We start from the raw sequence: 22217 nt of genomic DNA, 5'->3' as shown, positions 1-22217 counted from the left end.
GCTTAAAAGCGTTGTAGAGTATCTATCATGCTATCCTAAACTTGCTTTCAGCGCCATCAAACTGCTAACGCTCAGGCACCCAAACCACCTTTTTAACCGCGCGCGCTCGACGCGACGCCCAGGTATTCGGAGAGTTTCGATGTCGGACGCCCTTATCGCTGAAACGCTGGCCGCCCCGACTCGCCATCGTCGCCTCGCCGCCTGGGTGGACGAGATCGCCGCCCTTACCAAACCGGACCGGGTCCACTGGTGCGATGGCTCCGAGGCCGAGTGGGACGCGCTTACCGCGCAGCTCGTCGCCGCCGGAACCCTGCGCCGCCTCGATCCCGCGAAGCGTCCCAACTCCTTCTGGGCCGCATCCGATCCACGCGACGTCGCGCGCGTCGAAAGCCGCACCTTCATCTGCGCCGAGGACGAGGCCGACGCCGGCCCTACCAACAATTGGCGCGCACCGCATGAGATGCGCGATACGCTCCACGGCCTATTCGACGGCTGCATGCGCGGACGCACCATGTATGTCGTGCCCTTCTCCATGGGGCCGATCGGCTCGCCCATCAGCGCGCTCGGCGTGGAGATCACCGACAGTACCTATGTGGTGCTCTCGATGCGCGTGATGACGAGGATGGGCGCACCGGCGCTGGCAGCCCTGGGCGATGACGGCGAATTCGTTCCCGCGGTCCACTCGGTCGGCGCTCCGCTGGCGCCCGGCCAGGCCGACGTCGCCTGGCCCTGCAACGAGACCAAATATATCGTCCATTTCCCTGAAACGCGCGAGATCTGGTCCTATGGATCGGGCTATGGCGGCAACGCCCTGCTAGGCAAGAAATGCTATGCGCTGCGCATCGCCTCGGTCATGGCCCGCGACGACGGCTGGCTTGCTGAGCATATGCTGATCCTCAAGCTGACCTCGCCCGAAGGCGGCGTGCATTATGTCGCCGCCGCTTTTCCCTCGGCCTGCGGCAAGACCAACCTCGCCATGCTGCAGCCAACCATTCCAGGCTGGAAGGCCGAAACGATCGGCGACGACATCGCCTGGATGCGCTTTGGCGACGATGGCCGGCTCTATGCCATCAATCCCGAGGCCGGATTCTTCGGCGTCGCACCCGGGACGAGCGCAACGACCAACGCCAATGCCCTGGCCAGCCTCAACGCCAACACGATCTTCACCAACACCGCGCTCACCGCCGACGGTGATGTCTGGTGGGAGGGCCTGACGAAGGAGCCGCCCGACGGGCTTACGGACTGGCGCGGCCAGGCCTGGTCTCCCGATCTCGGGACGCCGGCCGCCCATCCCAACGCGCGCTTCGCCTGTCCCGCCGGCCAGTGCCCGGCCATCGCACCCGAATGGGAGGATCCCAAGGGCGTCCCGATCTCGGCGATCCTGTTCGGCGGCCGGCGCGCGACGACCGCTCCGCTCGTCACCGAGGCCTTCGACTGGCAGCACGGTGTGTTCCTGGCCTCGAATGTCGCCTCCGAAGGTACGGCTGCGGCCGAGACCAAGATCGGGGATGTCCGCCGCGACCCCTTCGCGATGCTGCCCTTCTGCGGCTACAATATGGGCGACTACTTCGCGCATTGGCTCAAGCTGGGAGCAGAAGCAGCGGATCCAGCCAAGCTGCCACGCATCTTCTACGTCAACTGGTTCCGCAAGGATGCCCATGGCCGCTTTCTCTGGCCCGGCTTCGGCGACAACGCCCGCGTCCTCAAATGGATCGCGGACCGGCTCGACGGGTGCGTCGAGGCGGAAGACAAGGCCATCGGCCGCCTTCCCAATAGGCACGACCTCGATCTGCAGGGGCTCGATCTGTCGGATGACGCGGTCACCGCCTTGCTCGCCGTCGATGACGATGAATGGCGCGCCGAGGCCGAGCGCATCCGCCGTGACTATGCGCGCTTCGGCGACCGCCTGCCCGCCGCCTTGACCGCCGAACTCGGCGCGCTCGAAGCCCGTCTGGCGTGAAGGGCGCCATCGATCGTGACCGACGCAAACGACGACTATGTCTATGACGAAGCCTCTGGCGACTGGATCACCGCTGCCGAGGCAGCCGTGAATGCCCGGACCGCCGAGACGATCGAGGTCCGCGATGCCGTTGGCAACGTCCTCGCCGATGGCGACAGCATCATCACGATCAAGGACCTCAAAGTGAAGGGGGCGGGGCAGACCCTGCGCAAGGGTACCGTGATCAAGGCGATAAGGCTGACCGGCGACGCTCAGGAAATCGACTGCCGCTACGAAGGCATCAAGGGCTTGGTCCTGCGCGCGGAATTCGTCCGCAAGCACTGACATGGCTGGCGAGGCTTCGCCGACCGCTCCAAGGACGAAGCAGGCCGGTGCCCCGCGGCCCGATGGTCATGGAGCCTGACCGAGTTGCGTGGACGGCGTCAGAACCTGCGCCCATCGCCGTCCACGCGGCCGGTGATCATGCCCGACCACTTGGCGCCGCGCCCTTCTCGTGTCTGGCGCTAGCCGAGCGCCGCCCGGCATGACCTGACGGCGTAACGCCGCCGTGGAAGGCGCGCCGATGTCAAGCTGCGACGCAGGCCGTCCCCGACCATTTGGGCACCGATGAATGTCTGACGCGCGCTGCAGTCGTGCTGCCGGCGTGTCTCGCCGTGGCGGGTCCGTGTGAAGACCGTCCATGCCGCGCGCCTTGCCGATATCACCGCGGGGCCATCCGCTTGTCTGGATGAACGCTACGCCCGTGCGGGATCCCCGCAACCCGCCATTTTCCGACCGTGTTGAGGCCTGACGGCCTCTGCCCGCACCACTCGAAAAATGGGGGTTTCCCCGCGCTGAAGCGCAGGTGCGGTGCCCCCTCGATCACGGGCCTTCGCGATTGTTCATCCCAGCGGGATCGGCCCGCTGGCGTGAAACGCGAAAGGCATCAGGCCATGAACAAGGTTTTTCTCTCGGGCCGCATCACCTCGGACATCACCCGCTTCGGCACGGACAGCAAGGGCGGCGTCAGCTTCAGCCTCGTCACCTCGAAGCCGGTGATCAAGGACGGCCAGGTCCAGAAGGACGACAACGGCTACACCGAAACCTACGACGAGTTCCATCAGGTCAAGGCCTTCAACGGCCTCGGCAAGTCGGTCGCCAACAACAAGAAGAAGGGCGACAAGCTCCTGGTGGTCGGCGAGATCCGCTACAGCCGCAACGAGCGCGACGGGCGCACCTACTACAACACCGACATCGTCGCCGAGGAAATCGAGTTCCTCTGACCGTCTCCCGGGCGGTCGCTCGCGGCCGCCCTCCACCTTCCTTCAGATGGAGAGCAAGATGTTCACTCTCACCAGCTTCGACGACATCGCCGGAATCGCCCAGGGCGTCGAGATCACCAACCCCAACATGGTCGAGCGCATCCGCCGCGCGGCAGACAGCCTTAACCGCCACGAGATCGCCGCGCACCTCGGCCAGGCGATCACCGAGGCGACCGACGCCGCGCATGTCCGCGACTTCGAGGAAGTGCAGTTCGGCGAGGCGAGCGCCGATGCGATCGTCGATTGCGAATATTACGAAGATCTCGCCGCAGCCTGGTCGCTGATCGCCAGCGAGCATCAGCTGACCATTCCCCATTCCATCTTCGCGCACGACGGGTCGGTCCACTGACCCGTCACACGCCTTTCGAACGGAGTACCGTCATGATCAAACCTGCCCCTTCGAACACCGCCGCCGCCCATTGCTACGGCATCGTCCTTCACCATCGGCTCGCCTGGTGGCTGGTCGAATTTCCCGAACTCGACGCGGCGCCGACCGCCGCGCGCAAGCTTTCGGGCAAGCTCACGCCGGGCATGGCCGACTGGCTCCGCTCCGAGACCGGCGATGCCGGTCTCGCGGCCGACGTCGCTGCGCTCCATCCCCAGAGCCGGTGCTGGTCCGGCGAATTCTCCTACCTCCCCGCGGCCGGCGCCGCCGACCAGATCGACATCGATGCCCATCCCTGGGGCAGCGAAGCCGGTGAACTCGAGACCCGGCTCGCGCGCACGATGATCGATGCGACACTGCATCCGGTTCCCGCGGGCTTCATCTCAGTCTTCACGGGCCTACCGCCGGAGAACCAGCCCGTGCTCGCGATCAGGTTGAGCGGCTACACCTGTTCGACCTTCGAACTGCTCACCGCCCGGCATATGCCGACCTATCGGCCGCGGTCGCCCTGGCGCGACATCTCGGCCGATGCGGTCAGCGATAGCGGCAGCGACATCATCGGCTGGCAGCCGGCGGCCGACTGGATCAGGCCTATCTGATCCGTGCGGCGAAGCCGGCGAGTGTCGTTGGCTTCGCCCTGCCTTTCGCTCGAGCCTGACTATCATCTGCCCGCGCGAGCGCACAGCCGGGCGCCACCACCGCTGGTGGCGTTTTCCACTTGCCGTGCCCACCTCCCGGTGAAATCCGGACGCCGGCGGCTCCTGTCGTGACCCGGCTCTCATGCGTGCCGCAGGTTGTGCCGCGCCTTGTGCCGCGTGAGGTTCATCGCCCTGCCGCGAGCCGCGTTCACTGCGCCCGGGCCCTATCGCTCAGCCCCGTTCGGACATGCGGGCGCGAGCGTGTCAGCCGGCGATCGAACTGCCTCGCAGCCAGCTCCTCAATCCAGGTGATCGATACCGTGACGCCCCAGGACGTCAGGCACCGGGGAGGTTTGCGGTGACCATCCAGTGCCGGGCGGGCCGGCGAGGTTTTGCCCGGACAAGAAGAAGAGAAGAGGGTTTCGGCGCATCCCGCCCAACGCTTCGCGCCGGGCGGGACCGGGGCTCTATTCGCTAAGCCGCCGCCCGCGCGTACCGCACGTGCCCCGGCCAAGCTCACGGAGCCAGGCCTTCGGCCCGTCTCCGCCCATTCGGGTGACGAACCCGCTTGCGGGATTCCCCCGGTGAGGTTTGAAATCCCTATTCCTCTCTTGTGTCTGCCTAGTTTGGCATGCGGGGTTGGCAGTCCGTCGAGGATGAGCGGTCCCCCCAATTTTTTCGTGCGGCCGCTGCCGCGCCCACCCGAAAAAAATCGGTTCCCCCGCTCCCCGCTGGTGCGGCGTCAACCGGGGTCCGGCCGCGGCCGGCTTCCCGGTTAACGTCCCCGACCTCCCTGACCGCCGCATGTCCTGAACAAGGCCTCATCGCGTGGATGAGACATCCAAAAGCCACGGAGGCCAACATGTCCAAGTCCTTCTCGAACTTCGCCGATTTCGCCAGCTTCATCGCCAGCGAGACGGGAACCGACCAGCGTAGCCCGCTCTACGAAGCCGCCTTCATCGAGCATGACGAGCGCGCCAAGCTTTCGCCTGTCGACGAGAGCGAGCAACTGGAAATGCCCGATCCGGAACAGAGCCGAGCCGCCGTCGAAATGGTGATGGCGACGCTCTTCGATGTGTTCCGCGACACCCGCCTCGAACCCTTCGCGAGCGATCTCGCCTGGGGCTTCGTCAACAGCTTCCATGTGGTGGCGAAGCGCATCAGCGACCGCGAGGACGATGCGGCCAAGGAGCTTGGCGAACTCGCGCGCAGCTTCGATCCCAGCGAAATCTACGCATCGCAGATCGAGGAGGCGCAGCTGCTCTGCCAGACGCTGCAGGGGTGCCGGGATGCCATGGAATGCATGCGCGACCACGCCGCCGACGTCTACCGGGTCGAGACCGGACGGCCCTATTCGCCGACGCGCGGCAGCCGGGTCTCGAAGGGCGTCACCGCCTCGATGATCGACGCCCGAGACTATCTCGCCGCCCGGATGCGGGAACGCCGTGAGCAGTTCGCTCCGGAAGGTCCGGTCGTTGCCTTCTCGGGCGGTCAGGTCTGGGAGGATCATGACATGCTCTGGAAGGGTCTGGACTCGATCCTGGCCCGCATCCCGGAGATGATCCTCGCCACGACAGCACAGACCAAGGGCTGCGATGCCATCGCGCAGGCATGGGCAGCAGCACGCGGCGTGAAGGTCATCATGTTCCGCCTCGACCGCCGGCTGGGGGCCAAGGCCGCCTTCGTCCGCAACGATCGGCTGCTCGCCCTCAAGCCGGTCGAAGCTGTCGTCTGCGAAGGCTCCGGCATCCAGATGAACCTCGCCCAGAAGCTGCGGCAGGCAGGCGTTCCCCTCCACATCGTGAAGCTCGAACCGTCAGCCAAGCCGCAGCCCGCCCAGCCCACCGGCAGAACCGCAAAGTCGCGGGACGAATTCGATCCCTGGACCCAGGACGACTATTACGCCGCCATGGTGAACGGCGGTGGTCGCCGTCGTCGGTGACGCGTCCGGGAGAGGCTCCGGCAATCGCCGGGGCCTCTCCTGCTTTTTCGCTGCGAGGATGCGGTGCGCGGGGGCATCGAACCCCCGCGCACCGCCGGGCGCTGGCGCGCGCCGCACGGACAATACCCGAAAGGGCCAAGGAAAGAGGGGAGAGGCGAGGCGCTTTCAGCCGAGGAGACCAAGCCCGTGTCCATCCTGTTCCGCATCACCGAGCCGGCCGACGATACAGCCTCGCCCAGCGCCATCATCACAGCCCGCAAGCTTGCGGCTTTCCGCCGGTTCCTCCGTTCCGAAGGAGATCGTATCGGCATCGCGCTGCTCGAACCCGACGAATATCTTGGCGACAGCTTCGAGGCGCGCGTCTGTCCACTCGCGCTCGCCGCGATCACGGGCATTTTCGACCACGAGGCCACTGTCATCGCAGTCGTCGAGGAGGCCCAGTTCAGAGGCAAGCGCATCGCGATCCATCACTGCCCGAGCAGCGCCGAGATCATCCTGCGCGTCGCCCTCACGTCCGATCAGGGCGTCGAACTCGATCTCGCCTACGGCAATGCCTACGCGCTGCTCGAAGCGCTCGCGATCGAGCCTGACAGCGTCGGTGACATCCCCATCGATCTCCTACGCGCCCGGCTGTCCGATCCGGCCACGCCGAGCCGCGCGGCGCTGCGCGGTGTCGGTCATTACCTGCCCCGACTAGAGCGTCTCGTCGCGAGCGCGCAGGAGCGCGAGGCTGCCCGCTTCGCATGGGCCTGACATGCGTTAGTCCCGGCAATTCTTCTCCGGCGGGATCCTGTCGGTCCTTCGACGCATGAGGCTGTCGATCGCCGCCTGTAAATGACAGGTCGCCATCTGCTCGCCAGCTTGCTCGAGCGCCGCCATCGCCTCACGCATCAGCACGACTGCGAGGGCCCGGCGGACGTTTGAATCGATTCCCTGCGGATCATATATGTCGATTGATTCCGGCGTGCGCGGTGCGGCTTTCGCGCGGCGGGGAACAATCTCTCGTCCCGAATTGGTCATCCCCAGGCTCCCCGCAATGCGCAAAGGTCGAACCCTTGCTCAAAACTCCCGCGCACGAGGCGCGGGAGCCGGGGCTGGTAACACGTCGAGACATGCGCCTACGCTTTTAGCACCAAGGCACCTGGACATATGCGCAGGCACCCCGGCGTGAGATCACACCGAGCTGCCTTTCTCGACGGGATTACCAGTCCCGGCGCCACGGCCTTCGCGGCGCAAACAGCCACCTATCACAGACATGGGAAGACACCAAGGTGGGTCGTCTGAACAGCGAGCCACAGTGCCTTGCCGGCAGGCACGGACACGTGCCTAAGATGGGAGACGGGACCCAAGCTCTCTCACATCTCGGCATCAGACGAGGCTTCATCGCCAAAGCATGACGCTGGGTGTCGATCGGCCGTCAAGGATCAGCGGTCCCCCCAATTTTGCCGGCCGGCGCGCTGCGCTTCCCGGCGACAAAATCGGCTCCCCCCGCTGCCCGCTCACGCGGCGGCCATGCCGTCCCTGACCGCCTCAACACCGCGTCCAGATGAGCCCATCCTCATCGATGCGAGATGGGGAGCGCACCATCATCAACGGAGGCTTCGATGGACAATCTTCACCACTCCCTGCGCACGCTGTTCAGCACCCCATTCTGTCCAAACTGCACGACCCTCTTCGACGCCGAGCAATATGATCATGTCGACGAACGCGCGCGCTGCTCGCACTGCGGAACCGTCTATCGGATCCCCGACGACCATGTGCCGGACAATCCGGATGACGACATCGACGACGTCCGGCCGGATACCGCCCATATTGTCCAACCGCACGAGCCGGGCTACTGGCCAGCGCAAGCGACTGGCTTCCGGCTCATTCGCCTGCTCGAAAGATATCTCGCACTTACCCAGACCTGCGGGCGCTTAGTCAGCGTTGCCCAAACCTCCACCGAACGGGATTTCTTCAGGGCCGAGCATGACCGGCTCTACCGCCTAACTTGCCGCATCGCACGCCAGGTCGCCCGATCGAACGGCTACGCGATCCTTCGAGCACTCTCGGACGATAGCCCGGCCTATCGCGTGGTGATCCAGAACCAGCCTATCGCTCTATCCGGGGGTTCGTGCATCAAGGAGACGCCGCAGTTTCTGACCCTCGAACAGTTGCGTGCCGACGCGGAACGGCTCGCCGAAGCGGAGATGCGGGCCACCGCCGGCGCGACGTACGAACTCTACGCCCGCCAGTTCTCCACGGCCTGTGCACGCGCCATCAACAAGCTTGATCCGGACCTGCGCCGCTACGCCGTCAAGATCGCCAATGACCACGGCTACATCGCGGGCGAGGACGAGCGATATGCCGACTTCGGACCCGGCCTATGCTCCCTGACCGGCATCGACGAACACTATTGCCATTGCGGCCGTCACCCCTGACGGCAGCCGGGACCGGGCCACGCGCTCGGTCCCGTTCTTTCGACGAGATGGCTCGATGCCCCGGCTCGCTCGCGTGCCATGCGGACCCTTCGGTCCGCACGTCGCTACGCCTCGGCCGAGGTCTCCCGACGAGAGGGAACATCTCTCACAGTCTTCCCATTCTGTCAGACGTCCGAGGCCGCCTCAAGGACGGCGGTTAGGTCACGTTTCTCAAGACTGTCCTGATTGTAACCTACGGTGAGGAGGGAGCAGGCCGACCGCCGCGCTACCCCATAGAGCAGGCGGTGGTCGGCCTGTTCCCTTCGGGCGGAGCTCGTGTTGCGGTCAATCGCGACCGAAGGTCGCGCCCGGTCGAGGGAGGAAGAACATGGTCACCATCATCCGCGCGGCCGATGGGCACACCGGTATCCCGGCGCACTTCCCGATATTGTTGACCACCGGCATGGAGATCATCGAACCGGCATTCGATTATCTCCACGAGATCGCGACGCTCTACGGCCGTACCCATAGTCGCGAAACGCTGCGGACCTACGCCGAGCACCTCTACGACTGGTTCGACAGTCTGGAGCAGTCGGGCATCTCCTGGCGCGAGGTGCGGACGGAAACCATCGCCGCCTACCGCAATCGGATGCTCGAGCAACCGAGTGCCTACACGCGCAGGCCCTACGCGCGCTCGACGATCAATGATCGCGTCCGCACCATATGCCGCTTCTATGAATGGGCGCATGCTCATGGCTGGATCGACGAACGCCCCGTTCTGTACGCTGATCTGGCAATAACGAAGCGGCGAAGGCAAGGCTTCCTGGCCCATCTGGGGCAGCGCGCGACCGTCCGCGCCAATGCGCTGACGGTTGCCGAGTTCGAAACCTTGCCCCGACCGCTGCGCATCGACGAGCTGAAGCATCTGTTCTCCCATCTCGACATGCCATACCGGTTGATGGCCGAATGGGCGCTCGCCACCGGCATGCGCCGCATGGAACTATGCGCGCTGGCGGTGGAGCAGGTGCCCGATGTTTGCGCGATCGACGCCGAGAGCGTTCCGCTCATCGGCATCTCCCTCACCGCCACGAAGGGGGCGCGGCCGCGCGCTGTCTATCCGCCGATCCGGCTGATCGATCGGACGCATTGGTATATCGGCGAGGACCGCGCCGCGCTCGTCCGAATGCGGACACGCAGACGCTCACCCTACCAACCTCCCGCCAATCTCTTTCTCAATCACTACGGCAATCCCGTCACGCGCGCCCGGCTCACCGCGGTCCTCGCCGCAGCCTTTGACGCCGCAGCAATCAAGGGATCGCTGCACTGGCTGCGCCATACCTTCGCGATGACGATGCTGGTGCGGCTGCAAGCGCAGGCGGCGGTTAATCCCGCCATCAACCCGTTGAAGGTGCTGCAGGTTCTGATGGGGCATAGCTCGATCCAGACGACATCTATTTACCTGCGCTGTGTCGAGCTGCACGACCGGGAAATCGCCGAAAGCCTGGCCTATCTCTATGGGGAGGCGATCGATGGCGGCTAGGCCCCGCATCGACCGCCGCCTAGCAGCGGCGGCCGCTCCGGACTCCGCTTTGGAATCCGGGGCGATGGTCGTCTTCCGGGACCGATGGGGCGAGGTCGAACAGCAGTTTGACATGACGGCTTCCGGGGTGCCGCATGCCTTGATAGATCACTTTGCGAATGCCTTCCGCGGGCATTACGCCTCGGCGGCAACCGCCTCGCGCGACACATGCTGGAAAGCGCTGCGGACATTTGCGCGCTGCCTTGCGTCGTCGGGACGATCAGTGAGCGTGGGCGATCTCGGCACCGGCCTCGTGGGCCGCTATATCGCATGGCTCGATATACAGCGCACCACCAGCGGCGCACCGTGGTCGCTCGCTACGCGATACAAGCGGTATCTGCCCGTCAAGCTGCTCCTGGGTTGGCTCGTCGCGACCGAGCATATCCCGCCGATCGACTTCCCCCACAATCCGTTCCCTGGACGCCATGCCGCGGAGCCGCAAATCCGGCTCCCGCAAGCGCAACTCAAGGCCATCTTGACCGCCTGCTACCGCGAGATCGATGCGGCATGGACGAGCTTCGAAGAGGGACAACGGCTGCTCGCACAGCCCGAGACAGCCTCCGATCGCGGCGCGCTCCTCCACGAGCTGCACCGTCTCGGGTTCGGTATGATGCCGCGCTATAGCGCCGTGCCCGCTCTCCATAATCGTATCCACTCGCAGGGCGGCGCGCTGGAACTGGCGGGTTATCTGCATCTCACCGTCGCAACGCTGGTGCCGTTCTTCGTCGCCATCGCAATACAGACCGCAGCCAATCCCGACGCCCTTCGGCATATGGCCCGTGACTGCCTGGTCCCGCATCCGCTCGATCCGAGCCAGATCATGATCGAGTGGACGAAGCCGCGCGCTGGCGGCTCGATACGCCGCACGCAGCGCCGGTCGTTCGATCGGCGCCGTCCCTACGCCGCCCCGAATCTCATCGAGAAGCTGCTGAGGATGACGGCTCCGCTCGTACCGCATGCATCCCAGGGAAATCGTGACCGCCTGTTCCTCGTCCGCGGCAATGGCGCGCGGGGGATCGCTCCGATCGCGCACCAGACACTGACCAACGGCATCCGGGCCTTCATCGCCCGCACTAACGCCCATATCGCCGCGTCGAATGCGGCGAATCCGTCAAACCCCCAGGCACTGCTCCCGAACTTCACGCCCAAGCAGTTCCGCGGAAGCGTCGCCACCCGGCACTATGCCGCCTCCGGCGGCGACATCCGCGCCGCTCAGGCCGTTCTCAACCATGCCCGCGTCGATACGACCGATCTTTATGTGCGTGGTCCCGAGGCGAAGCGCATCCAGGACGAGACCATCGCCAGGTTGCAGGCAATGATGGTCGTATGGGTGACGGGCGAGGCGCGGCGGGATGATCGAGCTGGGGCGTGCGCTGGTATGGCGCCAGGCGCAGACGCGCACACTGCCGGTCATATATGCACCGATCCGCTCGCCGGTATTGCGGCAGCGCCCGGGCGGCTCTGTCCCGCCTTCCTTGGTTGCCTTGCCTGTCCCGGCCTTGTCATCCCAATCGACGCCGAGCATCTGGCGCGCATACTTCAGCTGAAATCCGCACTTGAAGCGGCTCGCGAACGGATCGACGCGCACCGCTGGAAACTCCTCTACGGACCGAGCCATCGCATCCTCATCGAAGACATCCTGCCCGGCTTCCCTGAAAACTTGCATGAAGCGGCCTGCCGCTTGATGGCGTTGCTTCCGCCGCTGGCGGAAATGGAATGAACGCCGCGACGAACATCGCCGCACGCGATCACGCGGACGGCACGCCCGTGCACGTGTCGTCGCGATCGCTGCTTACGGACGATTTATGGCATCTCGACGTCGCGACGCCGGGTGCGATCTTGAGCGAGTTCATGCTCGACTGGACCTTCGCTCTCCATGACGGAAGCAGCTTCGGGGACGAACGATGGCGGGCGCTGCGCGACGGTGCCAAGACCTTCCTGTGGAGCCTCGTAGTCCACCCGCCACCCGGTCGGCGGCCCTATCGGACGAGCACGCTCGTCGGTGAATATCGCAGGCTGCGCGTGCTCATCAACTGGATGGCGAGCAACGGCTATGACCGCTTCGACCGGCTCGATCGCCGCGCTGGCGACAACTTCGTCACGTTCGCAGCCGGGCGTCCGGGCCGACGCCGACCAAACGTCTCGCGTTCGACCCTCTACGGTTATGCCAACCTGCTCTACCTCTTGTATCTGCAACGGGAGAAGGTGCCCGGCGCACCGCCAGCGGCCATCGTGGACGCGGAGAAACTCCGCGAGCTGCGGAATCGGCCAAAAAATCTGCACATCGGTCCCGCCACGCCCGACGACGTGGCGATGCCGCTCGTCAACGCCGCGATCCGGCTGATCGGGGCGCCTGCGGACGATATCATCGCGCTGCAGGATCGTCTCGCAAGCGGGCGCCTTGGCCAGCACAGCTTCGCGATCCTGGAGGGTGAGGACGCGCCGTGGCACACGGGATCGGCGAACAGTGCGGTCAAGGTGAACTTCCTTATCGACCGCCTTTACGATGCGTGCTTCGTCGTCATCGCTTATCTGGTCGGCGCCCGCGTCTCGGAGATACTCGGGCTGCAAGCAGGATGCATCGAGACGGTTCCTGCGGCCGAAGGGAGTGAGACCTTCGATTATGTGAGCGGTCGGATTTACAAGACCGCGACAAGCCCGTTAGGCGAGGTGCACCGCTGGATCGCGCCGGCTCCCGTGGTGCGCGCCATCTCCGTGCTTGAGCGGCTCTCGGAACCGCTGCGCCGCGAAACCGGCCGCGACGATCTCTGGCTTCGCCGACCCGTCAATCGCCTTCACGCGATCGGGATATGCCGATCGACCGTTCTGAACCACCATCTCAACACCGCGTTCGCCACCTTCATCGGCTTGCCGCCTCACGACGGTCGCCGGTGGCATCTGACCACGCATCAGGGGCGAAAGACCTTCGCCCGCTTCGTCGGGCGCCGCGATCGAACCGGTCTTCATGCGTTGGCGGCGCACTTCGGCCATGTCACGCGCGTGATGACCGACGCCGCCTATGTCGGCGTCGACTACCACCTCGCGGATCTCATTGACGCCGAGGTCCTCGCCGAGACCCGTGACGCTCTGGAGGACGTGCTGACGGCAACGAGGCTGGGCGGCAAGGCCGCACGCGCTATCGCATCACACAGTCGGTTCCGCGGACGGCTGCGCGACGGCGACCTGCGTGAATATGTCGACTTCATCCTGCGTGAAAGCGACATGCGGCTCGGCGTTTGCGACTGGGGCTATTGCGTCTATCGGCGCGAAACGTCGGCTTGCCTGGGCGGCGAGAAGGGGCCCAATCCCGTTCTGCGCACGCAGAGTGCGTGCGCGACATGCGCCAACTTCGCCGTCACCCCAAAACACCGGCCAGTCTGGGCTAGACGCCGCGAGAGGAACCTTGCGTTGCTGTCACACCGCGATCTTGATGACGAAAGTCGGGCCCTTGCGAAGGCGCGGGTCACAGAATGCGACCGCATCCTCGACGATCTCGATAGCACGGGAGAACGCCATGACTGAGCCCACCGATGACGAGCGGCACGCGCCGCAGCAGAAGCGTCGCCAGTTCACTGAGCAGCGGCTTCGCGCTGCGCTGGGGCGCCTCGTTGCGGGCAAACCCCGCAGGAAATCCCTGCGCAACACGGCCTACCGGCTGACGGTCTCGGTGCTTGCCCGCGAAGCCAATGTCAGCCGCAATACCATCTACACCAATCATCGATCGTTTGTTGACGAGCTGGCCGGGCAAGCCGGCCGTCCGGATACTGCTGTGCCCCGCTCACGCGCCCGAAACGCCCACCAAGACCGCCGCCTGATCGCAGAACTGCGAAGCAATATCCGCGACCTGGCATCACAGAATGCGGCGTTGCTGAAACGCGCTATCGATGCGGAAAAGCAGGCCCGGCACCTCGCCGCGCGCAACGCATCCCTGACCAGTGAAATTGCCACCTTGCGCGTACCGGCGGTCCTGTCCCGAAAGGGATAAAATACTCTCTCAGGCCTTCCCAGTTTACAGCACCAGAACAACCGCCTCGAGGCCGAGCGGCCCCTCCAATTTGCTGCGCAAATCGGTTCCTCCGCTCGCCGCTTGCGCGGCCGCTTCGCGGTCCTCGACCCGGCTGCCCTGGCGCTGACCACGGTCATACATCTTCAAGAAGAGGAGTGACCGATGCTTACGATCTACGACCAAATCCAGGAACTTCGGGCAGAGCTGAGCTACGATATCCTCTCCCGCACCGAACGCGCAGATGCGCTGAAGACGCTCGAAACGCTCATCGCGCAGCAAGCGAAAATCGATCGCGATTTTGACGCACAGCTGGCCGAAATCGCGGCGCTGGGGTGACCGGCGCCGATCCTAATAGGACAGTTGACATCTGACCTATCGACGGGGCCCCACGATTTTCTTCGGCGGATCGAGGGGAGGCGCTCGTCCTTCGGCGTGGTGGCCGCCGAAGAAAATCGTGACCCCCACCGCCGCTTCGCGGCCCGCTTCGCGGGTCCTTGACCCGGCCTCGGCCGCCTGACGCGCCGCTCCTGTCATTCAAGACAGACAGGAGCGAATCCATGCAGATGATCTCGACCAGCGCCGCCGCCGACAACGCCGCCTTCTTCGCAGCCATCGCGAACGCCGAACGCCGCGCGCTTCACAGCTACTTCGACCAGCACGTCGTGGCGGACGACGAGGCGGGCTACATCACCATCGACGAGGGCGATTACGGCGCGCTGCCGATGACGATCATCGACCGGATCGTCCACAGCGTGCCGGGCGGACTGCTCGACGAATATTGAGGCAAGACGGGGAGGGGCGCGCACGCGCCTCTCCCTTTTTTTGTGTGGCGATGTTACGGGCATGGGGGGCATCGAACCCCCCATGCCCGTGCCGCGACAAGGGTCGCGGCGGGGGCTGTTCAGGCCGTGAGGCGCTTTTCCACTTCGTCGATGCCGAGCGACCGGATACGGGCAACGAGCCCACCCAATCGCTTGCCGTCGAGCTTCAGCAGGCCGGTCTTCTCAAGAGCCTGGATCGCGGCCTCGCGTTCCTTCTCTTCCAGCCGTTGCCGTCGCTCCTCGAGCTTGCGGCCTTCCTCTTCTATCGCTGCTCTTTCCTGTTCCAATGTGCGTGCCATGAAGGGCCTCTCGGTTCACGCTGATCGGGCTATGAACAGGCCCACTATAAGCGCTCACCGGCCATGCCGGAAGCACGGAATGCGCGCCCGCCAAGCGGTTGGTCAACTGCCGCAACCATGGCTTTCCTTCCGTCCACCGGACGGCCTGGCGTCCCGCCGGAGGCGCTTCCCCATGCCATTTGATCGCGTCACAAGACGCCCCGGGGAGTGGATCAGCCCTGGTGCAGAGAAGCACACCGAACGCACCTCGGTGCATTGGGTTCTGGAACAATTCCAGCGACTTATGGCGGTCTTGGTGCGTGTGCGGCTGTGGGACAGGATTTCGCTGCCCACAAAACACACGAAAATCGGCCATTTCAGCGTGTTACACGAGAACACGCTCCGCGCCGCGCATGCGATTTTCTTGCTCCACCGACACGATTGCGCTATAAGTCGGATCGGTTTCTGAGACCCCACCAGCCTCCCTGCTAGGAGGCTCGGTTTGACCATTCCCTACAAGCATTGCTCGGTCCGGCTCGACCGGAGCAAATATGATCGCCTCGTAGCGCTCGCCGCGGAGCGCGGATGCACGCCGTCCGACCTGCTGCGCGCGGCCGTCGATGCCTTCCTGGGATCCGGCCAGCTCTTGACCTCAAGCCACCGTCGGATCGCCCGCATCAGCGAGTTCCAGCATCTCGCGCTCGACATCATCATCCGCGAACAATTCCCCGAATATCGCGACCGCATCATCGCGGAAACCGACAAACGTCTGGAGCAATATCATGGCGCGTGAGGACATCCGCACGGACGGGCGTCCCGTCCCGCTCACCCATCATTCGGCGCGCGGCCGCGTGCAGCGCAATGCCGGCAATTTCACCCGCGGCAGCCAGCTACTCACCCATGAGATGCTGATGTGGTTCTCGGGCGCCAAGCTGCCCTTCATCCTCTGGTTCTTCGCCTTTCTCGCCGCCTGGTTCATCATCATGTCGCTCAAGCTCGACGAGCATGGTTTCCAGCTCGTCTGCATGAAGGTCTATGCGACCCTCTGGAACTGGATCGACCTCAATCCGAACAAGCGCGTCAACGTCACGCTGCCGAACGGCGACCTCATGCGCACCGTGATGAAAGCGGTGCCCTATATTCCCGAGGTCATCACAGCCTGGGCCGTCGCGATGCGGGGCCTCATCGGCGCTTTCCTGATCTCGGTCTTCATCACCATTCCGGCCGCCATCTGGTTCGTCGACATCTCGCATCGGCGCGGCCGTTCGATCCTTCAGGAACGGCATGAACGCGGCGCCATGCTGGTTGATCGCAGCGTGCTTCTGGTGGAGATCAACGAGCATAACCGGGTGAAGTTCGAAGAGGAGGCGGCCGACCTCTTCCCCGGCCTGTCCTCGCGGCAGGTTCTCGCGCTCCCGTTCCGAGCGCGCAAGGAAGCCGGCATCCATCATCCCTACACGCTCGCGGGCATCCCCTTTCCGCACCGCACCGAACAATCCCATGCGATGCTCATCGGCACCACCGGATCAGGCAAGACGACCGAGCTCAGAAGCCTCGTCACCCAGATGCGCGAGCGCCAGGACACGGCCGTCATCTTCGATCTCACCGGCGCCTATGTCGAAGCCTTCTACGATCCCACACGCGACACGATCCTCAATCCCATGGACGCGCGCTGCCCGGCCTGGTCGATCTTCAACGATTGCCGCACCCACAGCGAATTCACGGCCGCCGCGGCGGCGCTAATCCCTTCGGATGGCGGTTCGTCCGAACCCTTCTGGGCGCTCGCAGCGCGCACCCTCTTCATCGAGATGTGCATTCGCCTGATGGAGCGGGGGCAGACCAGCAATCTGGCGCTGTCCGAGAACCTGATGACGGCCGACCTGAAGCGCGTCCACCGCTTCCTCGCCAACACCATCGCCGACCCGCTCACTGCCCCCGAAGCGGCCCGCATGGCGGAATCGATCCGCGCCGTCTTCAACACCAATGCGCAGGTCCTTCGCTTCCTTCCCGACGAGGGCGAATCCTTCTCGATCCGCGACTGGATCACGCGGGACAAGAAGCCCGGATCGATCCTGTTCGTGACGTCGAACTATGTCGATCTGCCGATGAACCGGGCGCTGCTCACGCTGTGGATGGATCTCGCGATCAACCGGCTGATGACGCTGCCGCGCACCCGCAGCTTGCGCACCTGGTTCATGTTCGACGAGCTTGGCGCACTGCATCGCCTTCCGGCGATCGAGAATGGTCTCCAGACGGCGCGCGCGTTTGGCGGCGCGATGATCCTGGGCATCCACAGCTTCGAGAAGCTGGTCGAAGTCTATGGCGAGCAAGGGGCACGCAATCTCGCCTCGCTCGCCCGCTCCAAGCTCATCCTCGCGACGGCCGATCTCGACACGGCCGAGCAGTGCGCGCGCTACATCGGCAACCGCGAGGTTCGCCAGATGGATGAGGCCTATAGCTACGGCTACAATAACACCCGCGACGCTTCGACCCTGACCCCGCGCAAGCAGGTCGAACCACTCGTCATCGCCGATGACATCACCAACCTGCCCTCGATGCACGGCTTCGTGAAATTCCCCGACGGCTTCCCCGCCGCGCGCATCCTGCTCGAGTGGAAGGACTATCCCCAGGTCGCCCAGGGCTTCGTCCAACGGCCCGATGTCGGGCCGGTACGCTCAAGGCGCGGAGAGGAGGTGTTCGAGGAAGACGGGGCAGGGGAGGCGGGCGGGCGCGACGGCTCGTTGCAGGTCGTGGAGGAAGTGGCCGAGATCACCAATCTCGCCCGCGATCTCGCCGCACGGATCCTGTCGGCCGAGGTCGAGGAGGAGGACGATGCCGCCCGCCGCGCGGCGCAGCGGGCGGACGACCGGGACGAACAGGCGACGCCTGGCACGCATAGCGCGGACAGGGCGCAGGCGGCGCGCGCCAGCGGCGAGGAACAGCCGGTTTCCGCGCGCGACCGGGACGATCGTCGTGATGGCCACCGGCACGGGGAGACGAGCCCACAGGTCGAGGACCAGACCCTGATCGAGCTGCGCCACGACTTCTCCACCGGCCGCGAGGATGACGGCATGGACATGGGCATCTGATGCTCTCGGTCGCCGGCGTCCGCTCCGCTTCCGGTGCCGCGAACTATTTCGCGAAGGACGACTATTACACGGTCGAGGGCTCGTCCGAGATCAGCGCCTGGGGAGGGGAGGGCGCCGAGGCGATCGGCCTGTCCGGAGAAGTCTCGAAGGACGCCTTCGAGGGCGTGCTGAACGGTATCCTCCCAAGCGGCGAAGCGGTCGCCCAGGTCGAGAACCGGCGCGCCGGCTACGACCTCACCTTCTCCATGCCGAAGTCGGCTTCGGTCATGGCCTATGTCGCCGGCGACAAGCGCGTGCTTGACGCCAATATGGCCGCGGTCAAGGCGACCATGGCCTGGGTCGAGAAGAACCTCGCGGAAGGGCGTCGCGACATCGAGGGGCGCAAGGTCCCGGTCCAGACGGGCAATCTCGTCTACGCGCTCTTCCAGCACGACACGAGCCGGGCGCTCGATCCGCAGGCCCACATCCACGCCGTCATCGCCAACCTCACCCGCATGCCCGATGGCAAATGGCAGGCACTCCACGCCGACAAACTCTGGAGCCACAACAGCATCATCGGCTCGATCTACCATGCTTTCCTGCGCGCCGGGCTCGAGCGGATCGGCTATCAGGTGGACCTCAAGGGCAAGCATGGCACCTTTGAGATTGCCGGCGTTCCCAAGGCGGTCATCGGCGAATTCAGCCAGCGCCGCGAGGAGATCCTCGATCACGCAACGCGGCTCGGCATCAAGTCGCCGGAGGGCCTGCGCGAAATCACCAAACGCTCGCGCGATCCCAAGCTCGACGTCGAGGACCGCGCCGCGCTGAAGCAGGGCTGGATCGACCAGGCCGCTGCCCACGGCTTCGACGGCAAGGACCTGCGGGCAGCAGCCGAGGCGCGCGCCGGGATGGCGTCTTCGGAAAATGCTCTCGAGCGCGGCTACCGCGCCATTGTCGATGCCGTAACTGGTGCCCGCCAGACGCTGGGTGCGCTGCTCCGCCCCCAGGACCCTTTAGTGGACAATGCGCTCGCCCGCGCGGTCAAGTCGCCAGCGGAAGCGCGCGCGCAGCTCGCGGTCGCGTCCGCCGTCCGGATCCTCTCCGAACGTGAGGCCGCATGGCCCGTCAATCTGCTCGGCAAGACCGCGCTCGATCTCGGTCTCAAGGGCGTCACCGTCGACCTGATCGAGAGGCGGATCGACCGGCTCGTGCAGAACCGTCAGCTCATCCCGGGCGTCGCGACAGCCGCGGACCGGACTGGCCGCATGGTGACCACGCAGGAGGCGCTGCGGACCGAAGAGAAGATTCTTGCCGCCGTCGAGGAGGGGAAAGGGAAGTCCGAGCCAATTGTGGCGGCCGCCGATGCGCCGCAGCGATTGCAGGATGCCGCCGAACGGCCGCTCAATCCTGGGCAGCTCGCCGCCGCGACGATGATCCTGTCATCCGCCGATCGTACCGTCTCGGTGCAGGGCGCCGCCGGCACGGGCAAGTCCACCATGCTCCAGGCGGTCGCGCGGGTCGCCGAGGAGGAGGGCGCCCGGATCACCGGACTTGCCTTCCAGAACAAGATGGTCGCGGACCTCGCCGAAGGGGCGGGCATCAAGGCCCAGACGATCGCTTCCTTCGTGCTCGCCAACGAGCGGTTCGTGACCGAGCGTGACACGCTGGGATATGAGGCTGCGCGCGAGAAGCTCGCCGGTACCATGCTTCTCGTCGACGAAACCTCGATGGTGTCGTCGAACGAAATGCTCAAGCTCCACCAGATCACAGCAGCCTTGGGCGTCGACAAGCTCGTTCTGGTCGGTGACCGGCAGCAGCTCTCTTCGATCGACGCGGGCAAGGCCTTCGCCATGATCCAGGCGGGCGGCGGCACGATGGCGCGGATGGATCAGAATATCCGCCAACGCACCGACCAACTGCGCACCGTCGCGGCGCTCGCCAATATCGGCAAGGCCGGCGCGGCGCTGAAAGTGCTGGGGGACCGTGTCGTCGAGGCGGGGGAGCCGGCCGCCGCTGCGGCCGACATGTGGCTCGAGCTCTCCCCTGGCGAACGGGAGGCGACCGCTGTCTTCGCTTCGGGCCGCGACGCGCGCGCCGTCATCAACCAGCGCATCCAAGATGGCCTGATCGCGGAAGGGAGCGTCAAGGGCCAGGCGATCCATCTCACTGTCTTTGAGCGGGTCAACACCACGCGCGAGGAGCTGCGCTATGCCTCGACCTACCGTCAGGGCCAGACGCTCGAGGTCGGCCGCGGCGGCGCGCAGGACGTCGGGATCAAGGCGGGACGCTACGACGTCCTCAAGGTCCACGCCAACGGGAAGGTCGAACTGTCGGACGGTCGGCGCAGGATACGCTTCGATCCCCAGAAGCTGTCGCCGACCGAGCAGCGCGATCGCCTGCAGCTTTCTGAAAAGAAGGACCTTCAGCTGCGCGAAGGGGACCGCATCCGCTGGACGGCCAACGACAAGCAGCGCGGCCTGCACAATGCCGCGCTTGCGCGCGTTGTGGGCGTCGATGCCGATGGCGTGAAGGTTGAGACTGCGGACAAGGTGCTCCTCACGCTCAGCCTCGGTGACCCGATGCTATCTCGGCTCGACCTTGCTTATAGCCTTAATATGCACATGGCCCAGGGGATCACCACCGACAAGGCGATCACCGTCATGTCGTCGCATGAGCGCAACCTCTCGAACCAGCGCCTCTTCAACGTCGGGGTCACGCGCGTGCGCGACGAGCTGACAATGGTCGTGGACGACAAGGAGAAGCTCGCGCGGCAGCTCGACATGAATCCCGGCAACAAGACCTCCTCGCTCGAGACGCTCGGCCGCCTCGATATCGACGGCAGGAAGGGGCCGGGCGCGCAACCCCGCGAGAAGTTCGATCCCGGTCCGATCGACGGCGTCAACCTGTCCGATCTTGCTCCCGTTCCAAGCGATCTGCCGCCTCTGCCCGATGGCGCGGCATCTGCGCCGGCCGCGAAGGCCCCACAAGCGCCGCCCGATCTGAAACCCGATCGCGGCGATCCGCTGCCACCGCTGCCCGAGCGCAGCCTCGGGCTCGACTTGTGAATGGAGAAGTCGCCGGCGTGGTGCCTGCGGCGAAGAGAAGGAGACGAACGATGGGTTGGGAATTCGATGAGGCTGGCAAGTTCGGGAGCGAACGGGCAGCCGAAGACTATGCGAAGCGCAACAACATCGATCCGCGTGATGTCCAGCTGACCCGCAAGGGTGAGGAGGTCGAACTCAACATCCGCCGGTCGGCCCTCGATGGCCGTAAGCTGCGCGACAATGGCGAAGGTCGCCGGGACGGCTGGGGCTGAACGGAGGGCTACAATGAGCACATTTGAATTTCTCGCCTCGCTTCTGCTGGTGGGCGTCATCGTCGCGCTTGGCTGGTCGAAAATGTCCCGAGGCTTCACTCCACAGAAACCGCTCGACCCAGTGGCGCGGCCATTCATGACGCAGCGCGAGCAAGCCATGCTGGCCGCGCTCGAGCACATCCTGCCCATGTACCGCCTCCATGCCCAGGTCTCGATGGGAGCCCTCCTCAAGGTTCCATCGGTGCCGGGCCGGCGGCCGACCCCAGCGGACTGGAATCGCTTCCAGCGAAAGATCATCGACTTTGTGGTCGAGGATCCCACGACGGGAAGGGTGGTCGCCTTGATCGAGATCGACGATCGTTCGCACGATCCCGGCAAGGATCGGGAGCGTGACGCGATGACCGCCCGGGCCGGCTATCACACATTGCGGATCCCCGCTGGTGCAAGCCCCACGGTACAGACGGTGCTCGGTTTCGTGGGTGACCTTCGCGACGGTGCGGCGAGCGCCGCATATCAGGGATAAC

21 protein-coding genes are annotated in these 22217 nt (G+C 65.2%); 19 read left to right on the top strand and 2 right to left on the bottom strand.

Annotated elements, in window-relative coordinates:
* The first annotated feature begins 139 nt into the window (after positions 1 to 139).
* From GGR43_RS18830 to GGR43_RS18800, 7 genes are all read left to right on the top strand, one after another.
* Positions 140 to 1960, top strand: a complete 1821-nt coding sequence (locus tag GGR43_RS18830) for a phosphoenolpyruvate carboxykinase (GTP) (protein ID WP_011950441.1) — start codon at positions 140 to 142, stop codon at positions 1958 to 1960.
* A gap of 15 nt (positions 1961 to 1975) precedes the next feature.
* Entirely contained in the window at positions 1976 to 2284 is a 309-nt protein-coding gene (locus tag GGR43_RS18825; protein ID WP_011950440.1) for an alkylphosphonate utilization protein, read from the top strand.
* A gap of 608 nt (positions 2285 to 2892) precedes the next feature.
* Positions 2893 to 3222 (top strand): single-stranded DNA-binding protein, encoded by a 330-nt coding sequence (locus tag GGR43_RS18820; protein ID WP_011950439.1) that lies wholly within the window; start codon positions 2893 to 2895, stop codon positions 3220 to 3222.
* Positions 3223 to 3280: 58 nt separating this feature from the next.
* The gene (locus GGR43_RS18815; RefSeq protein ID WP_011950438.1) at positions 3281 to 3610 is read left to right on the top strand and encodes a hypothetical protein; all 330 of its coding nucleotides are present in this window, start codon (positions 3281 to 3283) and stop codon (positions 3608 to 3610) included.
* Positions 3611 to 3642: 32 nt separating this feature from the next.
* Positions 3643 to 4245, top strand: a complete 603-nt coding sequence (locus GGR43_RS18810; RefSeq protein ID WP_011950437.1) for a hypothetical protein — start codon at positions 3643 to 3645, stop codon at positions 4243 to 4245.
* 901 nt (positions 4246 to 5146) lie between these two features.
* Positions 5147 to 6226 (top strand): DUF2493 domain-containing protein, encoded by a 1080-nt coding sequence (locus tag GGR43_RS18805; RefSeq protein ID WP_011950436.1) that lies wholly within the window; start codon positions 5147 to 5149, stop codon positions 6224 to 6226.
* Between the two features lie 186 nt (positions 6227 to 6412).
* On the top strand, positions 6413 to 6979 hold the full coding sequence (locus GGR43_RS18800) for a hypothetical protein (protein ID WP_017184750.1): 567 nt from the start codon (positions 6413 to 6415) through the stop codon (positions 6977 to 6979).
* 6 nt (positions 6980 to 6985) lie between these two features.
* On the opposite strand, the gene GGR43_RS18795 is transcribed toward GGR43_RS18800, so the two are convergent.
* Positions 6986 to 7246, bottom strand: a complete 261-nt coding sequence (locus GGR43_RS18795) for a hypothetical protein (RefSeq protein ID WP_017184751.1) — start codon at positions 7244 to 7246, stop codon at positions 6986 to 6988.
* A 584-nt stretch (positions 7247 to 7830) separates the two neighbouring features.
* Between GGR43_RS18795 and GGR43_RS18790 the strand changes: the two genes are divergently transcribed.
* The 7 genes from GGR43_RS18790 (at position 7831) to GGR43_RS18755 (ending at position 14992) form a co-directional block, all read left to right on the top strand.
* On the top strand, positions 7831 to 8646 hold the full coding sequence (locus tag GGR43_RS18790; RefSeq protein ID WP_011950433.1) for a hypothetical protein: 816 nt from the start codon (positions 7831 to 7833) through the stop codon (positions 8644 to 8646).
* 367 nt (positions 8647 to 9013) lie between these two features.
* Positions 9014 to 10165: a tyrosine-type recombinase/integrase gene (locus GGR43_RS18785; RefSeq protein WP_188073437.1), complete on the top strand. Its 1152-nt coding sequence runs from the start codon at positions 9014 to 9016 to the stop codon at positions 10163 to 10165.
* Entirely contained in the window at positions 10155 to 11924 is a 1770-nt protein-coding gene (locus GGR43_RS18780; protein WP_188073436.1) for a site-specific integrase, read from the top strand. The genes GGR43_RS18785 and GGR43_RS18780 overlap by 11 nt, the downstream gene beginning before the upstream one ends.
* Positions 11921 to 13726: a site-specific integrase gene (locus GGR43_RS18775; protein WP_188073435.1), complete on the top strand. Its 1806-nt coding sequence runs from the start codon at positions 11921 to 11923 to the stop codon at positions 13724 to 13726. Before GGR43_RS18780 ends, GGR43_RS18775 begins: the two co-directional genes overlap by 4 nt.
* The gene (locus tag GGR43_RS18770; protein ID WP_188073434.1) at positions 13719 to 14189 is read left to right on the top strand and encodes a hypothetical protein; all 471 of its coding nucleotides are present in this window, start codon (positions 13719 to 13721) and stop codon (positions 14187 to 14189) included. The genes GGR43_RS18775 and GGR43_RS18770 overlap by 8 nt, the downstream gene beginning before the upstream one ends.
* 183 nt (positions 14190 to 14372) lie before the next feature.
* Complete coding sequence (locus GGR43_RS18760; protein ID WP_188073432.1) at positions 14373 to 14546, top strand: hypothetical protein; 174 nt, start codon at positions 14373 to 14375, stop codon at positions 14544 to 14546.
* A gap of 221 nt (positions 14547 to 14767) precedes the next feature.
* The gene (locus tag GGR43_RS18755) at positions 14768 to 14992 is read left to right on the top strand and encodes a hypothetical protein (protein WP_011950432.1); all 225 of its coding nucleotides are present in this window, start codon (positions 14768 to 14770) and stop codon (positions 14990 to 14992) included.
* A gap of 119 nt (positions 14993 to 15111) precedes the next feature.
* Here GGR43_RS18755 and GGR43_RS18750 read toward each other — a convergent pair whose 3' ends face one another.
* The gene (locus GGR43_RS18750; RefSeq protein ID WP_026002696.1) at positions 15112 to 15330 is read right to left on the bottom strand and encodes a hypothetical protein; all 219 of its coding nucleotides are present in this window, start codon (positions 15328 to 15330) and stop codon (positions 15112 to 15114) included.
* A gap of 481 nt (positions 15331 to 15811) precedes the next feature.
* Between GGR43_RS18750 and GGR43_RS18745 the strand changes: the two genes are divergently transcribed.
* The 5 genes from GGR43_RS18745 to GGR43_RS18725 are packed head-to-tail and all read left to right on the top strand — an operon-like array spanning position 15812 to position 22216.
* Positions 15812 to 16102 carry a hypothetical protein gene (locus GGR43_RS18745; RefSeq protein ID WP_011950431.1) on the top strand — a complete coding sequence of 97 codons (291 nt, stop codon included), beginning with the start codon at positions 15812 to 15814 and terminating at the stop codon, positions 16100 to 16102.
* Complete coding sequence (locus tag GGR43_RS18740; protein ID WP_011950430.1) at positions 16092 to 18398, top strand: type IV secretion system DNA-binding domain-containing protein; 2307 nt, start codon at positions 16092 to 16094, stop codon at positions 18396 to 18398. The genes GGR43_RS18745 and GGR43_RS18740 overlap by 11 nt, the downstream gene beginning before the upstream one ends.
* Positions 18398 to 21442, top strand: a complete 3045-nt coding sequence (gene mobF, locus GGR43_RS18735; protein WP_011950429.1) for a MobF family relaxase — start codon at positions 18398 to 18400, stop codon at positions 21440 to 21442. Before GGR43_RS18740 ends, mobF begins: the two co-directional genes overlap by 1 nt.
* Positions 21443 to 21492: 50 nt before the next feature.
* Entirely contained in the window at positions 21493 to 21693 is a 201-nt protein-coding gene (locus GGR43_RS18730) for a hypothetical protein (RefSeq protein ID WP_011950428.1), read from the top strand.
* 13 nt (positions 21694 to 21706) lie between these two features.
* Entirely contained in the window at positions 21707 to 22216 is a 510-nt protein-coding gene (locus GGR43_RS18725; protein ID WP_011950427.1) for a DUF2726 domain-containing protein, read from the top strand.
* The last annotated feature ends 1 nt before the right edge of the window (position 22217 follow it).

It is taken from the genome of Sphingobium jiangsuense (genome assembly GCF_014196495.1).
Lineage (GTDB): Bacteria > Pseudomonadota > Alphaproteobacteria > Sphingomonadales > Sphingomonadaceae > Sphingobium > Sphingobium jiangsuense.
The sequence above is the reverse complement of the archived record's forward strand: the minus strand, read 5'-3'. Positions and strand labels throughout refer to the sequence as shown.

Coding starts and splice junctions, on each gene's coding strand:
- GGR43_RS18830 (WP_011950441.1), top strand. CDS start 140: ATGTCGGACGCCCTTATCGCTGAAACGCTGGCCGCCCCGACTCGCCAT.
- GGR43_RS18820 (WP_011950439.1), top strand. CDS start 2,893: ATGAACAAGGTTTTTCTCTCGGGCCGCATCACCTCGGACATCACCCGC.
- GGR43_RS18815 (WP_011950438.1), top strand. CDS start 3,281: ATGTTCACTCTCACCAGCTTCGACGACATCGCCGGAATCGCCCAGGGC.
- GGR43_RS18810 (WP_011950437.1), top strand. CDS start 3,643: ATGATCAAACCTGCCCCTTCGAACACCGCCGCCGCCCATTGCTACGGC.
- GGR43_RS18805 (WP_011950436.1), top strand. CDS start 5,147: ATGTCCAAGTCCTTCTCGAACTTCGCCGATTTCGCCAGCTTCATCGCC.
- GGR43_RS18795 (WP_017184751.1), bottom strand. CDS start 7,246: ATGACCAATTCGGGACGAGAGATTGTTCCCCGCCGCGCGAAAGCCGCA.
- GGR43_RS18790 (WP_011950433.1), top strand. CDS start 7,831: ATGGACAATCTTCACCACTCCCTGCGCACGCTGTTCAGCACCCCATTC.
- GGR43_RS18785 (WP_188073437.1), top strand. CDS start 9,014: ATGGTCACCATCATCCGCGCGGCCGATGGGCACACCGGTATCCCGGCG.
- GGR43_RS18780 (WP_188073436.1), top strand. CDS start 10,155: ATGGCGGCTAGGCCCCGCATCGACCGCCGCCTAGCAGCGGCGGCCGCT.
- GGR43_RS18775 (WP_188073435.1), top strand. CDS start 11,921: ATGAACGCCGCGACGAACATCGCCGCACGCGATCACGCGGACGGCACG.
- GGR43_RS18770 (WP_188073434.1), top strand. CDS start 13,719: ATGACTGAGCCCACCGATGACGAGCGGCACGCGCCGCAGCAGAAGCGT.
- GGR43_RS18760 (WP_188073432.1), top strand. CDS start 14,373: ATGCTTACGATCTACGACCAAATCCAGGAACTTCGGGCAGAGCTGAGC.
- GGR43_RS18755 (WP_011950432.1), top strand. CDS start 14,768: ATGCAGATGATCTCGACCAGCGCCGCCGCCGACAACGCCGCCTTCTTC.
- GGR43_RS18750 (WP_026002696.1), bottom strand. CDS start 15,330: ATGGCACGCACATTGGAACAGGAAAGAGCAGCGATAGAAGAGGAAGGC.
- GGR43_RS18740 (WP_011950430.1), top strand. CDS start 16,092: ATGGCGCGTGAGGACATCCGCACGGACGGGCGTCCCGTCCCGCTCACC.
- mobF (WP_011950429.1), top strand. CDS start 18,398: ATGCTCTCGGTCGCCGGCGTCCGCTCCGCTTCCGGTGCCGCGAACTAT.
- GGR43_RS18730 (WP_011950428.1), top strand. CDS start 21,493: ATGGGTTGGGAATTCGATGAGGCTGGCAAGTTCGGGAGCGAACGGGCA.
- GGR43_RS18725 (WP_011950427.1), top strand. CDS start 21,707: ATGAGCACATTTGAATTTCTCGCCTCGCTTCTGCTGGTGGGCGTCATC.